The following is a 19011-nucleotide window of genomic DNA, read 5'->3' as shown; positions in this document are numbered from 1 at the left end:
TTTGTTAAAAAAACCGGGACTTTTATTCGTCCAAGGACAAATAGTTGAGCTGCAACGTATTGAATTCATCGTTGAAGGCATCGAGCTCTTCATCGGCCATTTGGTCGAAGGCCTTCAGTTGCGCGTTGATCTTGGCCGTCAGTTCCGATTTGACCGCCCAGTCTTGATCGGTGGGCGGGAAATCGTCGAGCGTTACCAAGCTGTTCAAATGCGCCAGTTTGTTGGTCAGCTTGATCGGAAAATTGAGGGGGTCTTGTCGACTTCGGTTTTTGGTCTGGTACAGCGCCTTTTCGACCTCCCCGAATTTTCCCTTCATCTTTTTGGCCTTTTCGACCAGGGCTTCGACACGGTCATCGTCTTGGTGTTGTTTGACGAAGGTCTCGAGTTTTTCATTGATCTTGCGGATTTTCTTGATGGATTGGTGGGCCCTATCTACCGTAGCGTTGACCTCGCTCACAAAATCGAACTGTTTCTGCATGTCTTCCACCGAGGCTTCGGCCCGGGGGTCGGGCACGATTTTAAAATCTTGGCTCTCAGCGGTGCCGTTTACGCTCAGGCTGACCTTGTAATTGCCAGGTACCGCTTTGGCCCCGTCTAGGTTGGCCCACCACAAAATCATACCGTCCAACTTTTCGGCACCTTTGCTGCGCGTATCCCAGACATGGGTATTACCACCTTTTTTGACTTCCAGTTTTTTATCCTTTTCCTTGGCGGAATTTTTGAACGTGGCCAGCGTATCGCCTTTCATGTTGAGGTAGGTCAGCTGTACACTGTCGTTCTCGGTGAGGTTCTTTAGGAGGAAATGGGTGATGACCCCGTTCGGAAGGTTCTGCCCCTCGGTTAGGGATGGTTCTTCTTTGGTGCTGCCTTTCGTCCGTAGGGCATCTTTAGGCCGGTACAGGATGTTCTCGGCGGACTGATCGATTTTTTCCGCCTGATGGACGACGCTGAGGTCGTCGAGCATCCAAAGACTTCGCCCTTGGGTGGCAACGATCAGGCTATTGTCCTTGATGGCAAGGTCGGTAATTGGAACGATGGGAAGGTTCAATTGAAACGGACTCCAATTGGCCCCGTCGTCGAAAGAAATGTACATGCCCGTTTCGGTACCGGCGTACAATAATCCTTTTCGCTTCGGATCTTCGCGTACCACCCGGGTGAAATGTTCTTCATGGATACCATCGGTTATTTTGCTCCAACTTTTTCCGTAATCGGAAGTCTTGTAGAGGTAGGGACTAAAATCGCCCAGTTTGTAACTGGTAGCGGCCACGTAACAGGTGCCCTCGTCGAAAGTTGAGGCCTCGATACTGTTGATCATGGTCCATTTGGGCATATTTTTCGGCGTCACGTTTTCCCAGGTCTGTCCCCCGTCCCTGGTGATGTGAATCAAGCCATCGTCGCTGCCGACCCACATCAGGCCTTCTTTCAAGGGACTCTCATCGGCCGCGAAGATGGTGCCGTAATATTCCACCCCGGTGTTGTCTTGGGTAATGGGCCCTCCGCTCGATACCAGCTTGGTCGAATCGTTACGCGTCAGGTCTTCGCTCAGCACTTCCCAGCTTTGCCCCTCGTTGGTAGTCCGATGCACATGGTTCGAGAAGGCGTAGAGTTTATTCGGATCGTGCTTGCTGAAAATTATGGGGAAATTCCACTGAAAACGATACTTCATCCCCTCGGCACCATGCCCCATGGGGTTGTCGGGCCAAACGTTGATACCGCGTACCGTGTTTTTCCCATGGTTTACCCGGGTCAGAAATCCCCCGTAACTCCCGCCATATACGATGTCGTTATCGGTGGGGTCGACGGCGATCCAAGCGGACTCGCCCCCTGCGGTCTCCTCCCAGTCGTCTTCGGTAATGCCGTTGCCATCGCTCCGGTGCTTTACGCGCTGGGTCGAATTGTCCTGTTGTGCCACATAGATCCGGTACGGATGGGCATTATCGGTGGTCACCCGGTAATATTGGGCCGTAGGCTGGTTGTGGTAGGTGCTCCAGGTTTCGCCCCCATCGTAGCTGACCTGCGCCCCGCCATCATCGGCGATGACCATTCTTTTCGGATTTTCCGGTGCGATCCAAAGGTCGTGGTGGTCGCCGTGGGGAGCATTGTGGGCTTCAAAGGTCTTTCCGCCGTCCGATGATTTGTGGTACGAGACGTTGACGACGTAAACGACATCTTCGTCTTTGGTATCGGCATAGACCCGGGTGTAGTACCACGCGCGCTGCCGAAGGCTACGGTCATCGTTGACCAGCGACCACTTTTGGCCGCCATCCTCACTGCGGTAGAGTCCGCCTTTCTCTTTGTTTTCCACCATAGCGAACACCCGATCGGAATTGACCGGTGATACGGTCACCCCGATAATTCCCAAGGTATCTTTAGGAAAGCCCTCGTTTTTTGAGATTTCCGTCCAATTTTCGCCGCTATCGGTACTTTTCCAAAGGGCACTGCCCTCGCCCCCGCTGCTCAGGCTGAATGGGGTGCGCTTGACCCGCCACGAAGAAGCGTACATGATGCGCGGATTGTTGGGGTCCAGGATCAGATCTACAAATCCGGCCTGTTCGTTGACGAAGAGTTTTTTCGACCAGCTTGCCCCGCCATCGGTACTTTTATAGATGCCCCTGTCTTCGGTAGGCTTATAGATGTTTCCGAGAACGGCCGCATATACGATATCGGGATTCTTGGGATGGATGCGGATCCGCGGTACATGCCGGCTGTTTTCCAGTCCCACGGACTTCCACGTCTTGCCGGCATCCACGGTTTTCCAGATGCCATATCCGGAAGAAACATTTCCTCGTAGGGTCTTTTCGCCGCCTCCGACATAGATGACGTTCGGGTCGCTCTCCGCGACCGCTACCGCCCCTATGCTACCCCCGAAATAGCCGTCCGAAATATTTTCCCATTCCCGGCCTCCGTTGGTCGTTTTCCAGACCCCGCCCCCGGTCGCCCCGAAGTAGTAGAGGTCAGGTTCGCCCTGAACCCCGGTCACCGTGGCCGAACGCCCGCCCCGGTACGGTCCAAGCGACCGATACTCCAAACTGGAATAGAGTTCCTGCGGTACCTGCGCGGTCGAGGCATCCGATTTTTTGCGTTTTTGGGCCGTAAGGGTGTGGGGCAATAAGGAGAGAATCATGGCAACAAGGCCGAGACGTAATAGGGATGGTTTCATGGTGCTCAAGTTAAGGTCGGTTTTATTAAAGTGGTTTAATTGCCAGGGATGCTATTCCGAAAAAGCGGTTTCGGACCATCTGGGACCTGATAGGTTTTGTTTAGGCACTAAAAGTAAGGATTCGGAATAATATGGCTGGTGATTTTTTTGGAAAAGTTCGCCGGGGGAAATGTTATTTTTGTAGCACTAGAGAGTAGTCTCTTTTTTCACAGGGCAGTCCCAAACACATGTAATACGACGTTTCCAGCTGTGCCAAAACCTCCCAACTTCTTGCCAAAAAGAAACTGCCAAAGTGGAAATCAATTTGAAAATGAACTCCGGGATGCCACCAACGAATTGCGCGTGGCGGATGTTTAAATCAGCTACAAGAACTACAAGCCGCCATTGGTAGTGCATATACCCTGAACAATCGATTTGAAATGTTCAAATGGATCCGTAGGACGAACTGAAAAATCTGAATTCGATTATCCGACCGCCGGATACCACGGAGTGCCGCTTCCATCCTATGAAGCGGGAAGCGGTTCACTCCCGAACCACATCCTTCATCAACCACAGATCAAGCGGCTCTTCGCCGTCTTTGTGAAGGACGGATATATCGCCGGTGGTCTCAAATACTACCGCTTTTACGTTGGAGAGATCGGTGACGTTCGCCTCCCGCAATTTGGAGCGTAGGTCTCCTTGGGTCACTCGTGCTTTCCGTAGGTTATCTTCCAAAATCGTATCGCCATCCATAAGCAACAATGGGGAGTTATCCATCAGGTTTCGAACGGTTTTGTTTCTTCGGGCCAGGGCGGCGGTAATTTGGAGCAGATAAACGGCAACCAGTCCCACGACGCCTTCGACCATGTTGACGGTGGAGGAGAGCACCGTGGTCGCTATGATCGATCCAACGGCTACCGTCATGGCGAAATCGAAGCTGGACATCTTCGAAAAGCTTCGTTTCCCGCAAATACGGGTCATTATAATTACGGCAAGGTAGATGCCCAATGCGCTAATGGCAATTTGGCCCACTGTGCTCCAGCTCAGTTCAATAAGTTTTTCTAACATAACGTTTAGGATAAATTGAGAGGTAAAACTTGCACCGTATCACCGCTGCACCCCCTTGAGCAACCGGTCACGGTCTAGCTCGGTTCCGTCGTTGGCGTGTATTACCGTGACATCGCCGGTAGATTCGAGCACGACCGCGAGTACTTCCCCAAAGTGTCTGACATTAGCCTCCCGTAATTTGGCGATGAGGTCTTCTTCACTGACGTTGGTCTTGGCCAGGTTGTCGTATAGAATTTGGTCCCCGTCCATGATGAGCATGGGGGTGTTCGTTAGCATTTCGGTCAGCTTGCTGGATTTTCTTTTTGCATAGGAAAAAAGAGTTTGAAAGGCGATGATCGTAGCAAGGGCTATGGTACCCTTGATTATCGATTGCCCGGTGTTCATCACCACAGAGGCCAATATAGATCCAATGGCAATGGTCGAGGCGAAATCGAAGCTCGACATCTTGGCAAATGTGCGGAGACCGGAAATACGGGTTATTAGAATGATAATACTAAAAATTAATAGTACTGAGAAAATTACTATTAAAAGCGTTGACATCGGGGCAAGAATCCAGTTTTCCATGTAGAGGTTTTTGGGTCGGGATAGTAAAATTATTGCGTTGTGTGGTGAGATACTGGGGGTGCCAGCCTGCGTCAACGACGGAAAAGTCGTTAAAAAAGATGGACAAAACACAAAAAAAAGGCGCTCGGTAGAGCGCCTTTTAGCTATAATATGTTAATGCAAACTTTCGAGGGAGTCGTTCTGTGCTATGTCGCGTTGGATTTCATCCCTTTGTGAAATCAACAAGGTCTTAAGGCCCGGGGCCAAATTGTCATACTCGATGACATCGTTGTACTCGTCAATAGCGGCCTTATCTCCCTTAATGGACTCCTCCAACATGGATTCGTCGTCATCCGCGGAGAATAGGCTTTTCACGTCCATCCAGGCTCGGTGCATACTACCGGTAAAAGATCCGTCTTCATCAAAATCGGGATAGGCATCCTTGATTTCATGCTTTAACTTCGTGTTGAATTCCCTTCTTTTTGAGGCCTTTTCCCTGAAGTAACCGGCGAGTGCATTGCTGTCCGCATTGTCGGCCGCTTTTTCATATCCTTTTCGGGCATCCTCATTTTTTTCAAGAATTTCTTCGATTTCGTCTAGAATTTTACTTTTGTCTTTGCTCATGATATTTTGTTTTTAGTGCTGCTAAACTACTTATTCCCAAACGGGTCGGTGGTTTCTATTCGATGTATTTTTGACGTATTTACAATCTTTAATAATATGGTAACCTTTTAGATTGATGTTTGTTACTTTAGACAGCGTTGCATTACTCGATAATCGAAATTTTAATGCTCCGAGGCTTGCTTCGAAACGCTTCTGTTTGGCGGGCTTTCTCGAAGTAATTGGCTATTGGGGGGCATTTTCTGACCGATGGGCGGCGATAGTTCAAAAAAAATCCGAGGGATAATGGAAACGGCGTCCCGACCTATAGTAAAAAATGCCGATGGTTTGACATCGGCATCTTTTAGTTTTGTTTGGACGCGCGGATCAGGAGGCGGAATAAATCACTTGGGCATTTTTGACTTCATCGTCCAAGTCGTTTCTTCATAACTGTCATTGTTTTAAGTGTTCAAAAATATGTAGCTAACGGATGCCATACCCAGTTGCACCTTTCTCTATAGACGGGGTAAGCAACCGAGGCATTCGTACTGTTCTGTACTGATATTTGCGAAAATCCGAAATTTGATGCAGGAACATTGATTCGATACATCTAAAAATGAACGTTATACGGATGGTCCGATTGAAACGCAGGGTATCATTCGGAAAGATCTTGTCGGTCACATTGGATTTACGAAGGGCATATCCCCAACGAATTGCGGAAAATGATCTGCATCGACGGTAATTTTAGCTCAAAGAAATAAATACGTATTAAGGATATCCTAAATGAATACGTGGCGATATACCAGCCACTATTTTTGGCAAAATAATAAAATTCAAAAATTCATAGTCATGAAAAAATCCCTTAAAATTATAGGAATTGCGTTCTTCACTCTGGCGTTAGCCGTGTCTTGCGACAACGACAACGACCCCTCCGATGATAATTTGTTCGTCGGGACCTACAACGGATCGGTCAGTTACACGGATCCCGATAGCAACACCGATATTTCTACCGATGATGGACGGGTCACCGTGGTGAAGGTGGGCGATTCGTACAATTTCGATTTTTCCGATGGCATTCCGACCTTAAAGGACGTTGAAATGGAAAAAAACCAGAATGTCTTGATCAATTCCGATGGAACTATCAGTATCGATGAGGGTACTTTGATCATTGCCTTTACGAAAGGCGGTGAAATCTGGGGTGCCGATTGCTCAAGATAATATAATCGGGCGGCATTGAGAGGTTGTTCACCCTTTATCGTTGGCCTTCGGCCGAAGGTTAACGTAGAGGGAGCAGCCCAAAGCCAGTACCGCCAATCCTACCGTGACATCGTCGATCAGGTTTGCATCCGGCAAGCGGCCCGTGAGTTTTTCGGTCAGGAAGGCGATATAACTGGAAGGCATCCCCCGTTCTCCCAAGGCCCTTAGGATTCCATAGTGCCAATCCGTCAAAAAGCAATAGCCCCATCCTTTCCAAAGTCCCAATACGACCCACGAGGCAAAGGTGAGCAGGAGGGTGATGAGATTGAGCCTTTTCAATCGGGGATGCAGCCATCCCAAGAGATTAAAAAGAATCAACACCGTGTGGAAGGCGTAAAAGAAATAATTGAGCAAATGCAGTCCGAATTCCCCCATGGGCTCAGTTTGTTGTTTTTGTCGGGGGCATTAGATCTTATGTAAGCGAACTAGCCCTTCTTGTTTAAATCGTTGCGGTATGAAGTTACGAAACTTGTAGCTTGGATTCGGGGGGTACAAAAGGCCACCTTGGCCAACCAAGTTTTTTGCAAGTATGATTTTTTTTATTGCCCGACATTTTAGTGGATGTGCGGGAGCATATATCCGTCTTTGCTCCTTTCGTCCTTTCGTCCATTTCAAATTTTGTCCTTTAGATGCTCTTCCCCCGAAATAATTCCGATTTCCTTGGAATGGGCCATCGCTTCGGAACTGTCCTTAAAATAGCAAACCTTGACGTCCATAGAAAGGATGTTCTCGAGCACCTGAGTCACCTTGGATTTACGGCTGCTCTTTGTGCAACGGATGTAAACGGCCTCTATTCCGGCAGGAAACATTTTGACGATCCGCTCGTAGATATAAGGATCTTTTTGACTATCGTCGCCCAAAAGAACGAATTTTAGTTCGGGATAGAATTCGAGCAGATGTTTGATTTTATAGAATTTATGGTCGTGGCTGCCTCCGCCAGTGAACAAAAAATCGCCCAGTCCCGTTTTGATGCGTTTCAGTTTCAATACCGCTTTGGGCAGGTCGTGCAATTGGGCAAACCGATCTATAAAATTATACAGGTTCCACTCGCTGCTCGACACGTAGAAGAACGCATTGTGTTTGTTTTTCTCGGTACGGCCCGCAACGCTCAGCATCCGATAATGTTGGACGACGCCTTCGAAAATTTTACGTTTGTTGACATTGCGGGTCAGGAGCACGTAGAGTTTTAAGAAAAAGTTAGAGGAGTGCGAGACCAAAAAGGTATCGTCAATATCGGAAATGAGTCCGTATTCCCCGGGATAGGGCTTAATAAACTCCCCTTTCTCCTCGACGTAGGTTCCGTTTATCTCTGCGGACACCGTAAAGGAATGCCATCCGCTCTTCAAAGATTCGGAATAGGGCAGGGCAAAACGAAAGTAGCCGTCCTCCATGGTCTTCGTGCTTGATATTAAATCGCCGAACTGCAAGTTTACCGATACGTTGCCCAAGGTCTTAATGGTAAACATCCGCAGAACGGCATAGGCATGGCGCAGCTTTCGTCCCTCTAAATTAAACCGGTCCGGGGCGTTTTTACTAAAAACATGTCCACTGAGAATGATTTCTTGCTCATTGGCGTATCCCCTATATAATTTTAATCGTACTTTCACACGTCGAAATATTTTTATTAGTCGCAAATAGGTCTTTTATCCGCCCCATCGCATAATCTTGTCGGGCCAGTCGGTGGTGCCACACGCCCGAACCTTTGCCCAGGTGGCCTAACGCTTAGCGCTCGCATTTTTTTTGCCGGGATGATGACGACCGTTTTAAATTTTGCCCCATGAACGATACGTTGAAAAACGTGCTGCTGGTGATAAATCCGGTGGCCGGCGATACCGATAAACAGCCCATTATCGACCTGGTTCGAGACTATCTTCGACCCAAAGGTAAACTAAAGCTGTTCCGAACAACGGGAAAAGACGATGCCGCGAATTTACATAAAGAGATACAATCTTTCCGTCCGGACCGAATTTTGGTGGCCGGAGGGGATGGAACCGTTAAAATGGTGGCCCAAGCCTGTGACGGCGCCCGATATGTACTGGGAATTCTTCCTGCGGGATCTGCAAATGGACTAGCCACGGACCTTGGCCTTCCCCAAGACTGTGGGAAAGCCATTGTAACGGCCATGGGGGAAACCACCGTAAGGATGGATGCCCTGCGGATAGGGGATTCGATCGGACTCCATATTAGCGATCTGGGCATCAACGCGGAGCTGATAAAAAACTATTCCGATGCTGCAGTTAGGGGCCGTTTCGGCTATGTTTTAAGTAGCATTCCAACACTCCGGGAAACGAGGACGCCCTATCATTTTACCATATCGGCCAACGGGGAAGAGAGGAAGGTCGAGGGAATCATGGTAGCCTTTGCCAACAGTAAGAAATTCGGAACGGGAGCGCTGGTCAATCCCCACGGCCAAATCGACGATGGCAGGTTCGAAGTATTGGTTTTTAAGAAACTCGATGTTTTGGAAATACTGAAGACCCTAAGGGGCGATATCGATCTCGATACCGATTTCGTTGTGGTCATCCAGACCACACAAGCGCAGGTGACCACCCTGGAGCCGGTCTCCTTTCAAATTGACGGGGAGCCCCGCGGCGAGGTAACACAGGTTTCGGTTTCGATTATCCCTGGTTTTGTCGAAATCGCGAACGACGTATAACCTGCAAATTCCGATTCCCTATCCGATGCTAAAAACGGAGTTTAATACCGTGGGATGTCCATCGGGCGTATTTGAAGCAGTCTCTCATTATGTCTTTACCGTAAATCATAGATTAACGAGACCAAACCACAAAAAAGTCATGAAAAAATTTCTTGTTCTGATTTTTCTAAGTGCCCACACATTGTACGCATTACATCCTGAAGATCCGGGCATCGCGGTCATCCGGATCAACCAGTTGGGCTATACCCCGGAAAGTATCAAGGTGGCAGTTTTCGGGGCTAAAAAGGACTTGAAAATCGATTCGTTTACATTGCACGACGCCACCAGCGGCAATGAGGTCTTTGCCTCGGAAAATCCCGTCCCGAAAGGGGCGTACGGGCCTTTTACCTCCACTTATCGGCTTCCTTTTAGCGATTATGACGTCCCGGGGGAATATTATGTTCAGGCCAAGGGTGTCAGATCCCCCGCTTTTTGGATAGCCCCCGACGTCTATGACCATACGGCGGATTTTTTGTTGGAATACATGCGCCAGCAACGCTGCGGGTACAATCCTTATTTGACCGCTACCTGTCACCTTGACGACGGGTACATCCTATATAATCCCGATAAAGAAGGCCAGCGGACCGATGTGACCGGAGGATGGCACGATGCCAGCGATTACCTGCAGTACACGGCAACCTCGGCCAATGCGGTCTTTCAGTTGTTGCTGGCCTATAGGGATAATCCCGAAGCCTTCGGCGATGCTTATAAGGCCAACGGACTGCCCGGGCCGAACGGCATTCCCGATATCATCGACGAGGCCAAGTGGGGCATGGATTGGCTGAAGAAAATGAATCCCTCTGCCACCGAATACTACAACCAGATCGCCGACGATCGCGACCATGCCGGGTACCGCCTGCCCAATAAGGATTCCGTGGTCTATGACCCCGAGCGCAAGGGCCGCCCCGTGTATCTGGCCAGTGGTGAAAAGCAGGGGGCGGTCAAGTACAAGAACCGTTCTACCGGGGCGGCATCGACCGCGGGCAAATATGCCTCTGCCTTTGCTTTAGGCGCCACGGTCTTAAAGGATTTTTATCCCGAATATTCCGAAGACCTGCCACAACGTGCCAAGAATGCCTATAGTTACGGGAAACAGCATCCCGGCGTCAGCCAGACCGCTCCGGGCCGTGCTCCCTATTTCTATGAAGAGGAAAATTGGGTCGATGATATGGAACTGGCCGCGAGTAGTCTGTACCGGCTCACGAAAAACCCAAAATATAAGGACCAGGCCCTCCGATATGCCAGCGAAGAAAAGACCACGCCTTGGATCGGGCGCGATACGGTGCTGCACTATCAATATTATCCTTTTTTGAATGCGGGCCATTACGAATTGGCATCGGCCTTAAAAGCCGACGAAAGATCTGACGTAGCCACCTATTACGACATGGGCCTGCAAATGCTGCACACGCGAGGAAAGGACAATCCTTTTTACATGGGCATCCCCTTCGTCTGGTGTTCGAACAATTTCGTGACCGCGGCGGTAACCCAAAGCCGATTGTACCATCGCCTTACAGATGATAAAACGTATCTCGAAATGGAAGCCGCCCTGCGGGATTGGCTTTTTGGCTGTAACATCTGGGGTACCTCGATGATTGTAGGGCTTCCCGAAGACGGGGATTATCCGATGGACCCACATTCTTCCCTTTGGCTGTTGGAACAGTATCAGACCGATGGCGGGCTGGTCGACGGGCCGGTGTACGGGTCCATCGCCAATAGCTTGATTGGGGTGGAACTCCACGACGAAGATGAGTATGCCGAGTTTCAATCCGACCTGGTCGTCTATCAAGACGATATCGGAAGTTACTCCACCAACGAACCTACCATGGACGGTACGGCATCCTTGGTCTATTACCTGTCCTCTCTGGAAGGTGAAAGTAGGGCGAAGGGACATCAAAAACACGCCTATACCTATGACAAAACCGGTGCCATCGTGCGCGGAAATACGTCCCGGAAAATAATCCATTTGATGTTCTCAGGGGACGAATATGCCGATGGGGCCGACGAAATCCTCAATATCTTACATAAACACAATATCAAGGCCTCATTCTTTTTGACGGGGAATTTTTACAGGAACAGGCAGTTCGCCGCTTTTATCGAGCGGGCTAAGGAATTGGGACACTATCTTGGTGCCCATTCCGACAAACACCTGCTGTACAACGATTGGACGGAGCAAAAGAAGCTATTGGTAAACCAAGGCGAATTTAAAGCAGATGTCAACGCAAATTATGTCGAAATGGAAAAGTTCGGGATTCAAAAAGAGGATGCCCCTTATTTTCTGCCGCCCTACGAATGGAACAACGACATCATAACGCAGTGGGCGGATCAAATGGGTCTGCAATTGATTAATTTCACCCCGGGTACCCTCTCCCACGCGGACTATACTACGCCCGATATGGAAAATTATAGAAGCACCGATGCCATCTTTGAATCCATTCTCTCACAAGAGAAGAAAGAAAACTTGAATGGTTTTTTGCTTCTTTCGCATCTTGGCACCCCTCCTGCTCGAACGGATAAGTTCTATTCCAGACTTGACGAACTTATTTCGACCCTACAGGGGGAAGGATACCGCTTCGGGACATTAAACGAGGTGTTGGATCTGAAGGGCTAACATGTTACCGGGACGGGGCATAATTGACCTTATGGGCAGGTACAGCACCGAATAGGTTAATTTATGTGCTCAAATAATCAAAATATTGACGCAATAGAATTTCGATGGCCAAAAATCAAAAATTTGCCGTATATTTAATTCATCATTTCAGGGGTGCTTTAAGTCATTCATTTGACAGCTGAGATTATACCCGTAGTATTGAGCGGATAATGCCGATCAAGAATAATGATAACCAAAGGGAACGTGAAATGTGTAACATCATTTTCGTTCCCTTTGTCCTTTTCGGCACCAATTGGCGATACTTTTCTTTCACCGAAGTCCACATTTTATAGCAGTCCGGGTGTCCGATGGAATTAATCCTACCAAAGATGTACAATTAAACTTCAGGGTAGTAGCGGGAATCAGTATAGCCTCAGTTTTATCCAAACAAGGCTTGAACGGGCTTGTGAATATCGTGCGGAGTCAACCTATAGATCACTACCTTTGCCCGTTGTAAATCGAAAATACTGGTTTGACGTTTTTCACGGTACGAAGAAATAATCATCGACCAGTAGTATAGGAGATGCAAGCATGAACAAACACCTTTGTCTCGCCCTGCTGCTTTCCCTGATGCTGGGTTCTTGCACGGTTTTTAGATCCATCCCGCAACCGGAACGGGAGTTCCGCGGGTTCTGGGTAGCGACGGTGGTCAATATCGATTGGCCCAAGAGCGGTGCCGACCCCATCGCCAAAAAGAAAGCGGACTTTCTGAAGATACTCGATTTTTACGACCGCCTCAACTTTAATGCGGCCATCGTGCAGGTGCGCACGGCGGGAGATGCTTTTTATGAATCCGACTACGCTCCGTGGTCGCGGTTCTTGACCGGAGAGGAAGGCAAGGCTCCCGATACCGATGCAAGTATCTTGCGGTGGATGATCGGGGAGACCCACGCCAGGGGAATGGAATTCCACGCCTGGCTGAATCCCTATCGGGCGACCTTTGATCTGAATACGGATATTTTGAGTCCCGAGCACGATTACCACCTTCATCCGGAGTGGATGCTTAAATACGGCAAGAAATACTACTACGACCCCGGTCTGCCCGAGGTGCGCGAGCGGATGGTCTCGGTCATCGACGAGCTGGTAGCCAACTTCGATATCGACGCGGTACACTTCGATGATTATTTTTATCCCTATACCATCGAGGGAGAGGTATTCGGCGATTCGACGAGCTTCGAAAAGTACGGTTCCGAAGGGCAGGCCCTTGAGGATTGGCGGCGAAGTAATATGGACTTGCTGATCAAAAACAGCTATGAAACCATAAAGGCCCGAAAGCCCTGGGTACAATTTGGTGTGAGTCCCTTTGGCGTTTGGAAGAACCGGTCCACCGATCCAAAGGGCTCGGACACCCAGGCGGGGCAGACCACCTTCGATAACCTTTACGCCGACCCGATACTCTGGATGGAAAAGGGCTGGCTCGATTATCTGGTGCCGCAGGTGTACTGGAGCATGGACCTGCCCGTCGCCTCTCATCGGAAGATAACGGAGTGGTGGGCCCAAAACAGCACCAACTCCAACCTGTACATCGGCAACGGACCGTATAAAATCCGGAACAATAGCGACAAAGCCTGGGACAACAAGAACGAATTGCCCGAACAGCTACGCTTTGCCCGAAATACGCGGGCCGTGAAGGGCAATGTCTTTTTCAGTGCCAAAAGCCTAATGGATGATAATGCCGATCTGGTCAAAAAGCTGCGCCGGAAGTATTATAGGAGGGAAGCCCTCCCTCCCGCATCCCCTTGGATGCAAGGTCCGGCAAGCGCTCCCATCGTCTTGTCGTCTATCCAAAAAACGAACGATGGTATCGCCCTTAGTTTTGAGGATGTAGCGCCGTACCGATTTGTGACGGTACATCCTACCGGAAGGAAAGCCAAGTCGCACTATTCCCTAAAAAGGATGCTCGCCAAATTTCCGGTGGAGAATAGCGGGCCGATTGTCCTTCCCAAAAAAATCTTGGGAAAACGGAAACGGGTGGCGCTGATCTTTATCGATCGGTTCGGGCGCACATCCGAACCGAAATGTATAGATCTGAAGGAGTAGTCATCCATACCACAACCACAAGCCCGCCCAAGGTGTCGCTGAAGAGCATCCCATACCGAAGTCGCCAATGTTCCTCCCTTCTTGTTTGTAACAAGTCTAAATAAACGTATATTTGCCTTCCGAATAAAAAAACCAGAACGGATGAAAACTACCCTAAGGTTCGGCTTGATCCTAAGCCTGACAACATTATTTTTTGCATGTGGCGAATCCCCGAAATCGAAATCCGAGGAAGTAGTTAACGTGTACACCCATCGCCATTACAAGGCCGATGATGAACTTTTTTCCCAATTTACCGAAGAGACCGGTATAAAGGTCAATATCGTGAACGCCAGTGCCGATGAACTGATCCAACGTTTGGAAACGGAAGGGGCGGACTCCAAAGCGGATATCTTGATTACCGTAGACGCGGGCCGGCTCTATCGCGCACAGTCAAAGGACTTATTGCAGCCGGTTAGTTCCGAAATTTTGGAAGCCAATATTGCGCCGGAGTTTCGGGAGAAAGAGGGCCACTGGTACGGGATGACTTACCGGGCCAGGATTATCGCCTACGCTAAAGACCGCGTAGATCCCGAAGAAATCAAGACCTATGAAGACCTGACCGATCCGAAATGGGAGGATAAAGTATTGATCCGTTCCTCCGAAAATATCTATAACCAATCCTTATTGGCCTCGATTATTTTGGCCGAAGGGGAGGAGAAGGCCAAGGCGTGGGCTGAAGGTATAGTGGCGAATATGGCCAGGGACCCGAAGGGCGGTGATAGAGACCAAGTAAAAGCAATTGCTTCCGGGGAAGGAGATGTCGCCGTGGTGAATACGTATTATATCGGACTGTTGCTCAACGATGAGAACGAGGAAGAGCGCAAGGCGGGGGAGAGCGTAGGCGTTATTTTCCCAAACCAGGACGGAAGAGGTACCCATATCAATATCAGTGGGATCGGGGTGACCAAACATGCCCCGAACAAAGAAAATGCCATAGCGCTGATGGAGTTTCTTTCGGAAGAAAAAGCCCAGCAGACCTTGGCCAACGTAAACTACGAATACCCGATCAACCCGAAGGCCGAAAAGGCGTCCATTTTGAAGACCTGGGGCGATTTTAAAACGGACTCCGTACCGTTCTCCAAGCTAGGGGAATACAATAGCCAAGCGGTCAAAATTTTTGACGAGGCGGGTTGGAAATAAAATGGATGTTGAGTCCAAATTAAAGGATACGGAGCGGTGAATGGCGAAAAGAACCACGTATTGGTGGAATAAATGGACGGGCGCGGCAATTGTAATATTGCTATTGGTATTGACCCCGATCTTTACCATTCTGGTCAAACTTTTTGACAGGCCCGGGGAACACTGGCAGCATATTGCTTCGACTTTATTACCCTCCTATTTTGGCGATTCCATCCTTTTACTGCTCGGGGTAGGCTCCCTCACTTTTCTTATCGGGGTAAGCATGGCGTGGTTGGTCTCTGTGTACGACTTTCCGGGCCGTAGGTATTTTGAATGGCTTCTCATACTTCCTTTGGCGTTTCCCTCTTACATGATGGGCTATAGCTATGTGGGGATTTTGGAGTATACCGGACCAGTGCAGGCGTTTTTCCGGAATACGCTAGACATTCATTTTACAGGGGCGATCATCGATATCATGAACTTGCCCGGTGCCATTTTTATTCTTTCCGTAAGTCTGTTCCCTTACGTCTATGTAATTTGTAGGGCCTCTTTTATGCGGCAGTCCACCGCCATGCAAGAGGCGGCACTTCTTTTGGGCAGTAATCGGATGCAGATGTTCACCAAGATCGCCCTGCCCATGGCGCGCCCGGCAGTAGCAGGTGGAATCGCCCTGGTGGGCATGGAGGTTCTGAATGACTACGGCACGGTGAAATACTTCGGGGTGAATACGTTTACCACGGGAATCTTTAGGGCCTGGTTTTCCTTCGGGGATATCAATACGGCCATATATCTGTCCGCCATATTGACCGTGATGGTCTTGGTACTCATCTGGTTGGAAAATATACAGAGGGGCGGTCGTAATTGGAACGTTGGTCGCGGAAGTTCCAAGCCGGCCATTCGGATCAGGCCCCAACGTAAAGGTACACGAGGCTTGTACACGGCGCTTTGCTTGGCGGTCTTATCGATCAGCTTTATATTTCCGCTGGCCCAGCTTTTTTATTGGGTGTCCCTAACCTGGCGGGACGTGGTGGATGCCGAATTCGGTATCTTGATTTTCAGGAGTTTCTCCCTGGCCATCGGTTCGGCAGTGGCCATTGCCGTGATTTCCATATTTTTATTGTACGCCACCCGTTTAAGTCCGCTGCGGTGGACGAAACATATCGCTCGAACAGCTTCCTTGGGCTATGCCATTCCCGGTGCGGTTATTGCGGTAGGAGTAATGATTCCCATGATGGAACTCGATCGTTCGATCAAATGGGCGGTATCGGACCAGTTCGGGATGATTTTATCGGGAACATTGTTTATCTTAGTCGTGGCGTATATTGTTCGGTTTATGGCCGTTGGATATAATGCTATCGATGCAGGTTTTCAAAAGACCGGGGCTTCGGTAAACGAGGTAGCGAGATCTTTAGGTGCATCCCCTTTAAGGACGCTTTGGAAAATTGATTTGCCTTTGATAAAGAACAGCATAGCCGGAGCGGTGCTCTTGGCGTTCGTGGATATCCTAAAAGAGCTTCCGCTGACCTTGATTTTGCGGCCTTTCAACTTCCATACCTTGGCTACCAAAGCCTTTGATATGGCGACCAATGAGATGATAGCAGAATCGGCGAATGCATCATTGGTGGTGGTTTTGACAGGGGTAGTGCCTATCATTCTATTGAACAACGCGTTATCCCAGCGGCACGGAAAAGCAAAAAAAACACAACCCAGGGTAATTTAAAGATCATATATACAGGAAACCCAACATAACGTAAAGGCGGAAAAAAGCAAAACCCAACGCGACGTAAAAGCAAAAAATCGGAAATCCAACGGAACGCATAGGCAGAAAAAGAAAATAAAATGGCGGTTATTGAATTAAATACGATTAGTAAACGATATCGAAACGCCGATAGCAATGCGGTCGACCGAGTATCCTTTTCCTTGGAAAAAGGGGAAATATTGGCGCTTGTCGGGGAAAGTGGTTCCGGGAAAACTACATTGTTGCGATTGATCGCCGGTTTGGAACATCCCGATTCGGGAACTATTCGTCTGGGGGAAGAAATCATCGTAAGCGGCCGCAAATCCGTGCCCGCAAACAAGCGAAAAACCGGCATGGTCTTTCAGGAATACGCCCTGTTCCCTCATCTGACGATTTATGGGAATGTCGCCTTTGGTCTAAAAGGACTCAAGAAAAAGGAAACCGAGCAACGGGTTATGGAGACCATAAATCTGACCGGTTTGAAAGAGGATGTAAAAAAATATCCCCATCAACTTTCAGGGGGGCAACAGCAACGCGTAGCACTGGCGAGGGCACTTGCACCGCGACCGGAACTTTTGTTGATGGATGAGCCCTTCAGTAATCTGGATACGATCCTGCGAGACCAAGTGCGCGAAGAAGTGCGGCAGATCATTAAAGCTATGGGCATTACGGCGATTTTGGTGACGCATGATACCAAGGATGCCTTTTCTACCGCGGATAAGATCGCGGTGATGCTCGAGGGTAGGCTGCTGCAGCTCGATACGCCGGACGCCCTGTACAAGGACCCCAACTCATCTTATGTTGCGGATCTCTTTGGAAAATCGAACAACATAGAGGCCACGGTTTCCCCAAGAGGATTCAAAACTCCCTTTGGATTTGTGTCTGGACCAAAGGACTGTCCGTTAGCGGTAAACCAAGATAAGGTCAATATCTTCTTCAGGGCCGAGGAAGCCGATTTTTGCAATGCGGAAGAACCTCATTTGTGTGGAAGGGTTGAGCAGTGTATGTACTTGGGAGACCATATGCAATTAAAAGTATGTTGTAACCGATGCGCTACCTGTGCCGGGGGCAACGAGGTTGAAGTTATGGATGATTCGCAGCGTATTTTGTTGAAGTCCTCGGAGCAAACTTGGAAAACAGGGGATGTCGTGCGGTTTAAACTTAAAAACTACAAGGTCAAGGCAGCCGATTCGGAATAGGCTTTTTGAGGTGTGCGCTAGGTCAAGAAGCAATCTTCAGTGGTTTTTGCAGAAACTCGATATAAAACACCTGAATAACCAATTACAAGCGGATGGCCGTTTCTATGGTTGAAATCGTCAATCTTGATCTCATGGAAAACGTAAATCAAAATTTGACCCTTCCCATAAAAATCCCCTATGAGATCTTGCAGCAACTGACGGACAAGAACCTCATCGGCATTGAAATTGGCACGGACGAGCGCAAACATGGCAGGATTCTGGGTACCAGCCTTGGGGCGAGTCTTTTACCGGATTATGATGTCGTATTGGGACTAAAGATGCAGGTTCTGCGAAAATATTTGGGAACCAAGGAAGTAGCGGTGTTTATTCAGGTCGCCTTAGCCTATGACGCCGATTCTGGGGAGCTTTCCGCGGATACTTTTAAAATAGCTTCAAAGAGCAAGAGCTTTTTGTTGGATAAAACCTTGCAGATACTGGCCAATCGAATCTACTATCGTAAAGTTTTGAATAGGGCGACCTACAATTTGAATGAGTTGATCGACCCCCACCTACACAGGTTGAACAAAAAGTTGAGAGCGGGAATCCCTGTGGTTCAAGGGATACACCTGCAGGGAAGAATGGATAAGATAACCATTCCACAGATCAGCGTCTTAACGGACCACATTTTGGTCCATGTCCATTTTAACGGAGGCATTGAGGTAAACGTTCGGCGGCTTCCGGATGCTGATTTCAAGCTATAGCTATCGAAATAGAACCAGTTTTTCATTTAAGTCACCTAATAGTAAAGAGAGATGCCCCCAAGGGGCGGGGACCTATTTCAAAGGAACACTATTTCTCAAACTCTTAACACCGTTTGTGGGAAGAAAGGGCTACCTTAAATTAGGCCAATCAAAAAATCCAATGCGATGTGTTATTCCAGAAGACAAA

The 19011-nt window shown here is 48.9% G+C and carries 14 protein-coding genes; 8 read left to right on the top strand and 6 right to left on the bottom strand.

The genetic code is table 11. From position 1 onward, the window contains the following. Window positions 1-22: 22 nt before the first annotated feature. From RQM65_RS03750 to RQM65_RS03735, 4 genes are all read right to left on the bottom strand, one after another. Window positions 23-3160, bottom strand: coding sequence for a WD40/YVTN/BNR-like repeat-containing protein (locus tag RQM65_RS03750; protein ID WP_314012852.1), 3138 nt, complete (start codon window positions 3158-3160; stop codon window positions 23-25). A gap of 522 nt (window positions 3161-3682) precedes the next feature. Next, on the bottom strand, window positions 3683-4207 hold the full coding sequence (locus tag RQM65_RS03745; RefSeq protein WP_314012850.1) for a DUF421 domain-containing protein: 525 nt from the start codon (window positions 4205-4207) through the stop codon (window positions 3683-3685). Between the two features lie 39 nt (window positions 4208-4246). Continuing rightward, window positions 4247-4771, bottom strand: a complete 525-nt coding sequence (locus RQM65_RS03740; RefSeq protein ID WP_314012848.1) for a DUF421 domain-containing protein — start codon at window positions 4769-4771, stop codon at window positions 4247-4249. Between the two features lie 153 nt (window positions 4772-4924). Next, a complete protein-coding gene (locus tag RQM65_RS03735; protein WP_314012847.1) occupies window positions 4925-5374 on the bottom strand; it encodes a ferritin-like domain-containing protein in 450 nt (149 codons plus the stop codon). Window positions 5375-6199: 825 nt separating this feature from the next. Here RQM65_RS03735 and RQM65_RS03730 point away from each other — a divergent pair. Next, window positions 6200-6568 (top strand): hypothetical protein, encoded by a 369-nt coding sequence (locus RQM65_RS03730; RefSeq protein ID WP_314012846.1) that lies wholly within the window; start codon window positions 6200-6202, stop codon window positions 6566-6568. Between the two features lie 27 nt (window positions 6569-6595). Here the strand turns inward: RQM65_RS03730 and RQM65_RS03725 are convergent, their stop codons facing one another. Together RQM65_RS03725 and RQM65_RS03720 are read right to left on the bottom strand one after the other, a co-directional pair. After that, window positions 6596-6982 (bottom strand): DUF2784 domain-containing protein, encoded by a 387-nt coding sequence (locus tag RQM65_RS03725; RefSeq protein ID WP_314012844.1) that lies wholly within the window; start codon window positions 6980-6982, stop codon window positions 6596-6598. A gap of 236 nt (window positions 6983-7218) precedes the next feature. After that, the gene (locus tag RQM65_RS03720; RefSeq protein ID WP_314012842.1) at window positions 7219-8214 is read right to left on the bottom strand and encodes an App1 family protein phosphatidate phosphatase; all 996 of its coding nucleotides are present in this window, start codon (window positions 8212-8214) and stop codon (window positions 7219-7221) included. Between the two features lie 170 nt (window positions 8215-8384). On the opposite strand from RQM65_RS03720, the gene RQM65_RS03715 reads away from it, so the two are divergent. The 7 genes from RQM65_RS03715 (at window position 8385) to RQM65_RS03685 (ending at window position 18824) form a co-directional block, all read left to right on the top strand. Next, window positions 8385-9263: a diacylglycerol/lipid kinase family protein gene (locus tag RQM65_RS03715; protein ID WP_314012841.1), complete on the top strand. Its 879-nt coding sequence runs from the start codon at window positions 8385-8387 to the stop codon at window positions 9261-9263. Window positions 9264-9402: 139 nt separating this feature from the next. Continuing rightward, on the top strand, window positions 9403-11910 hold the full coding sequence (locus RQM65_RS03710; protein ID WP_314012840.1) for a bifunctional glycoside hydrolase family 9 protein/polysaccharide deacetylase: 2508 nt from the start codon (window positions 9403-9405) through the stop codon (window positions 11908-11910). 570 nt (window positions 11911-12480) lie between these two features. Then, window positions 12481-13989: a glycoside hydrolase family 10-like protein gene (locus tag RQM65_RS03705; protein WP_314012838.1), complete on the top strand. Its 1509-nt coding sequence runs from the start codon at window positions 12481-12483 to the stop codon at window positions 13987-13989. A 141-nt stretch (window positions 13990-14130) separates the two neighbouring features. Beyond that, a complete protein-coding gene (locus RQM65_RS03700; RefSeq protein WP_314012836.1) occupies window positions 14131-15168 on the top strand; it encodes a Fe(3+) ABC transporter substrate-binding protein in 1038 nt (345 codons plus the stop codon). Between the two features lie 40 nt (window positions 15169-15208). After that, entirely contained in the window at window positions 15209-16867 is a 1659-nt protein-coding gene (locus RQM65_RS03695; protein WP_314012834.1) for an ABC transporter permease, read from the top strand. 119 nt (window positions 16868-16986) lie between these two features. Then, window positions 16987-18084 (top strand): ABC transporter ATP-binding protein, encoded by a 1098-nt coding sequence (locus tag RQM65_RS03690; RefSeq protein WP_314012832.1) that lies wholly within the window; start codon window positions 16987-16989, stop codon window positions 18082-18084. Window positions 18085-18215: 131 nt separating this feature from the next. After that, window positions 18216-18824 carry a DUF4403 family protein gene (locus tag RQM65_RS03685; RefSeq protein ID WP_314012830.1) on the top strand — a complete coding sequence of 203 codons (609 nt, stop codon included), beginning with the start codon at window positions 18216-18218 and terminating at the stop codon, window positions 18822-18824. Window positions 18825-19011: the final 187 nt, after the last annotated feature.

The organism is Pricia mediterranea, assembly GCF_032248455.1.
GTDB classification, from domain to species: domain Bacteria; phylum Bacteroidota; class Bacteroidia; order Flavobacteriales; family Flavobacteriaceae; genus Pricia; species Pricia mediterranea.
This window is presented reverse-complemented; position numbering and strand designations above follow the sequence as displayed.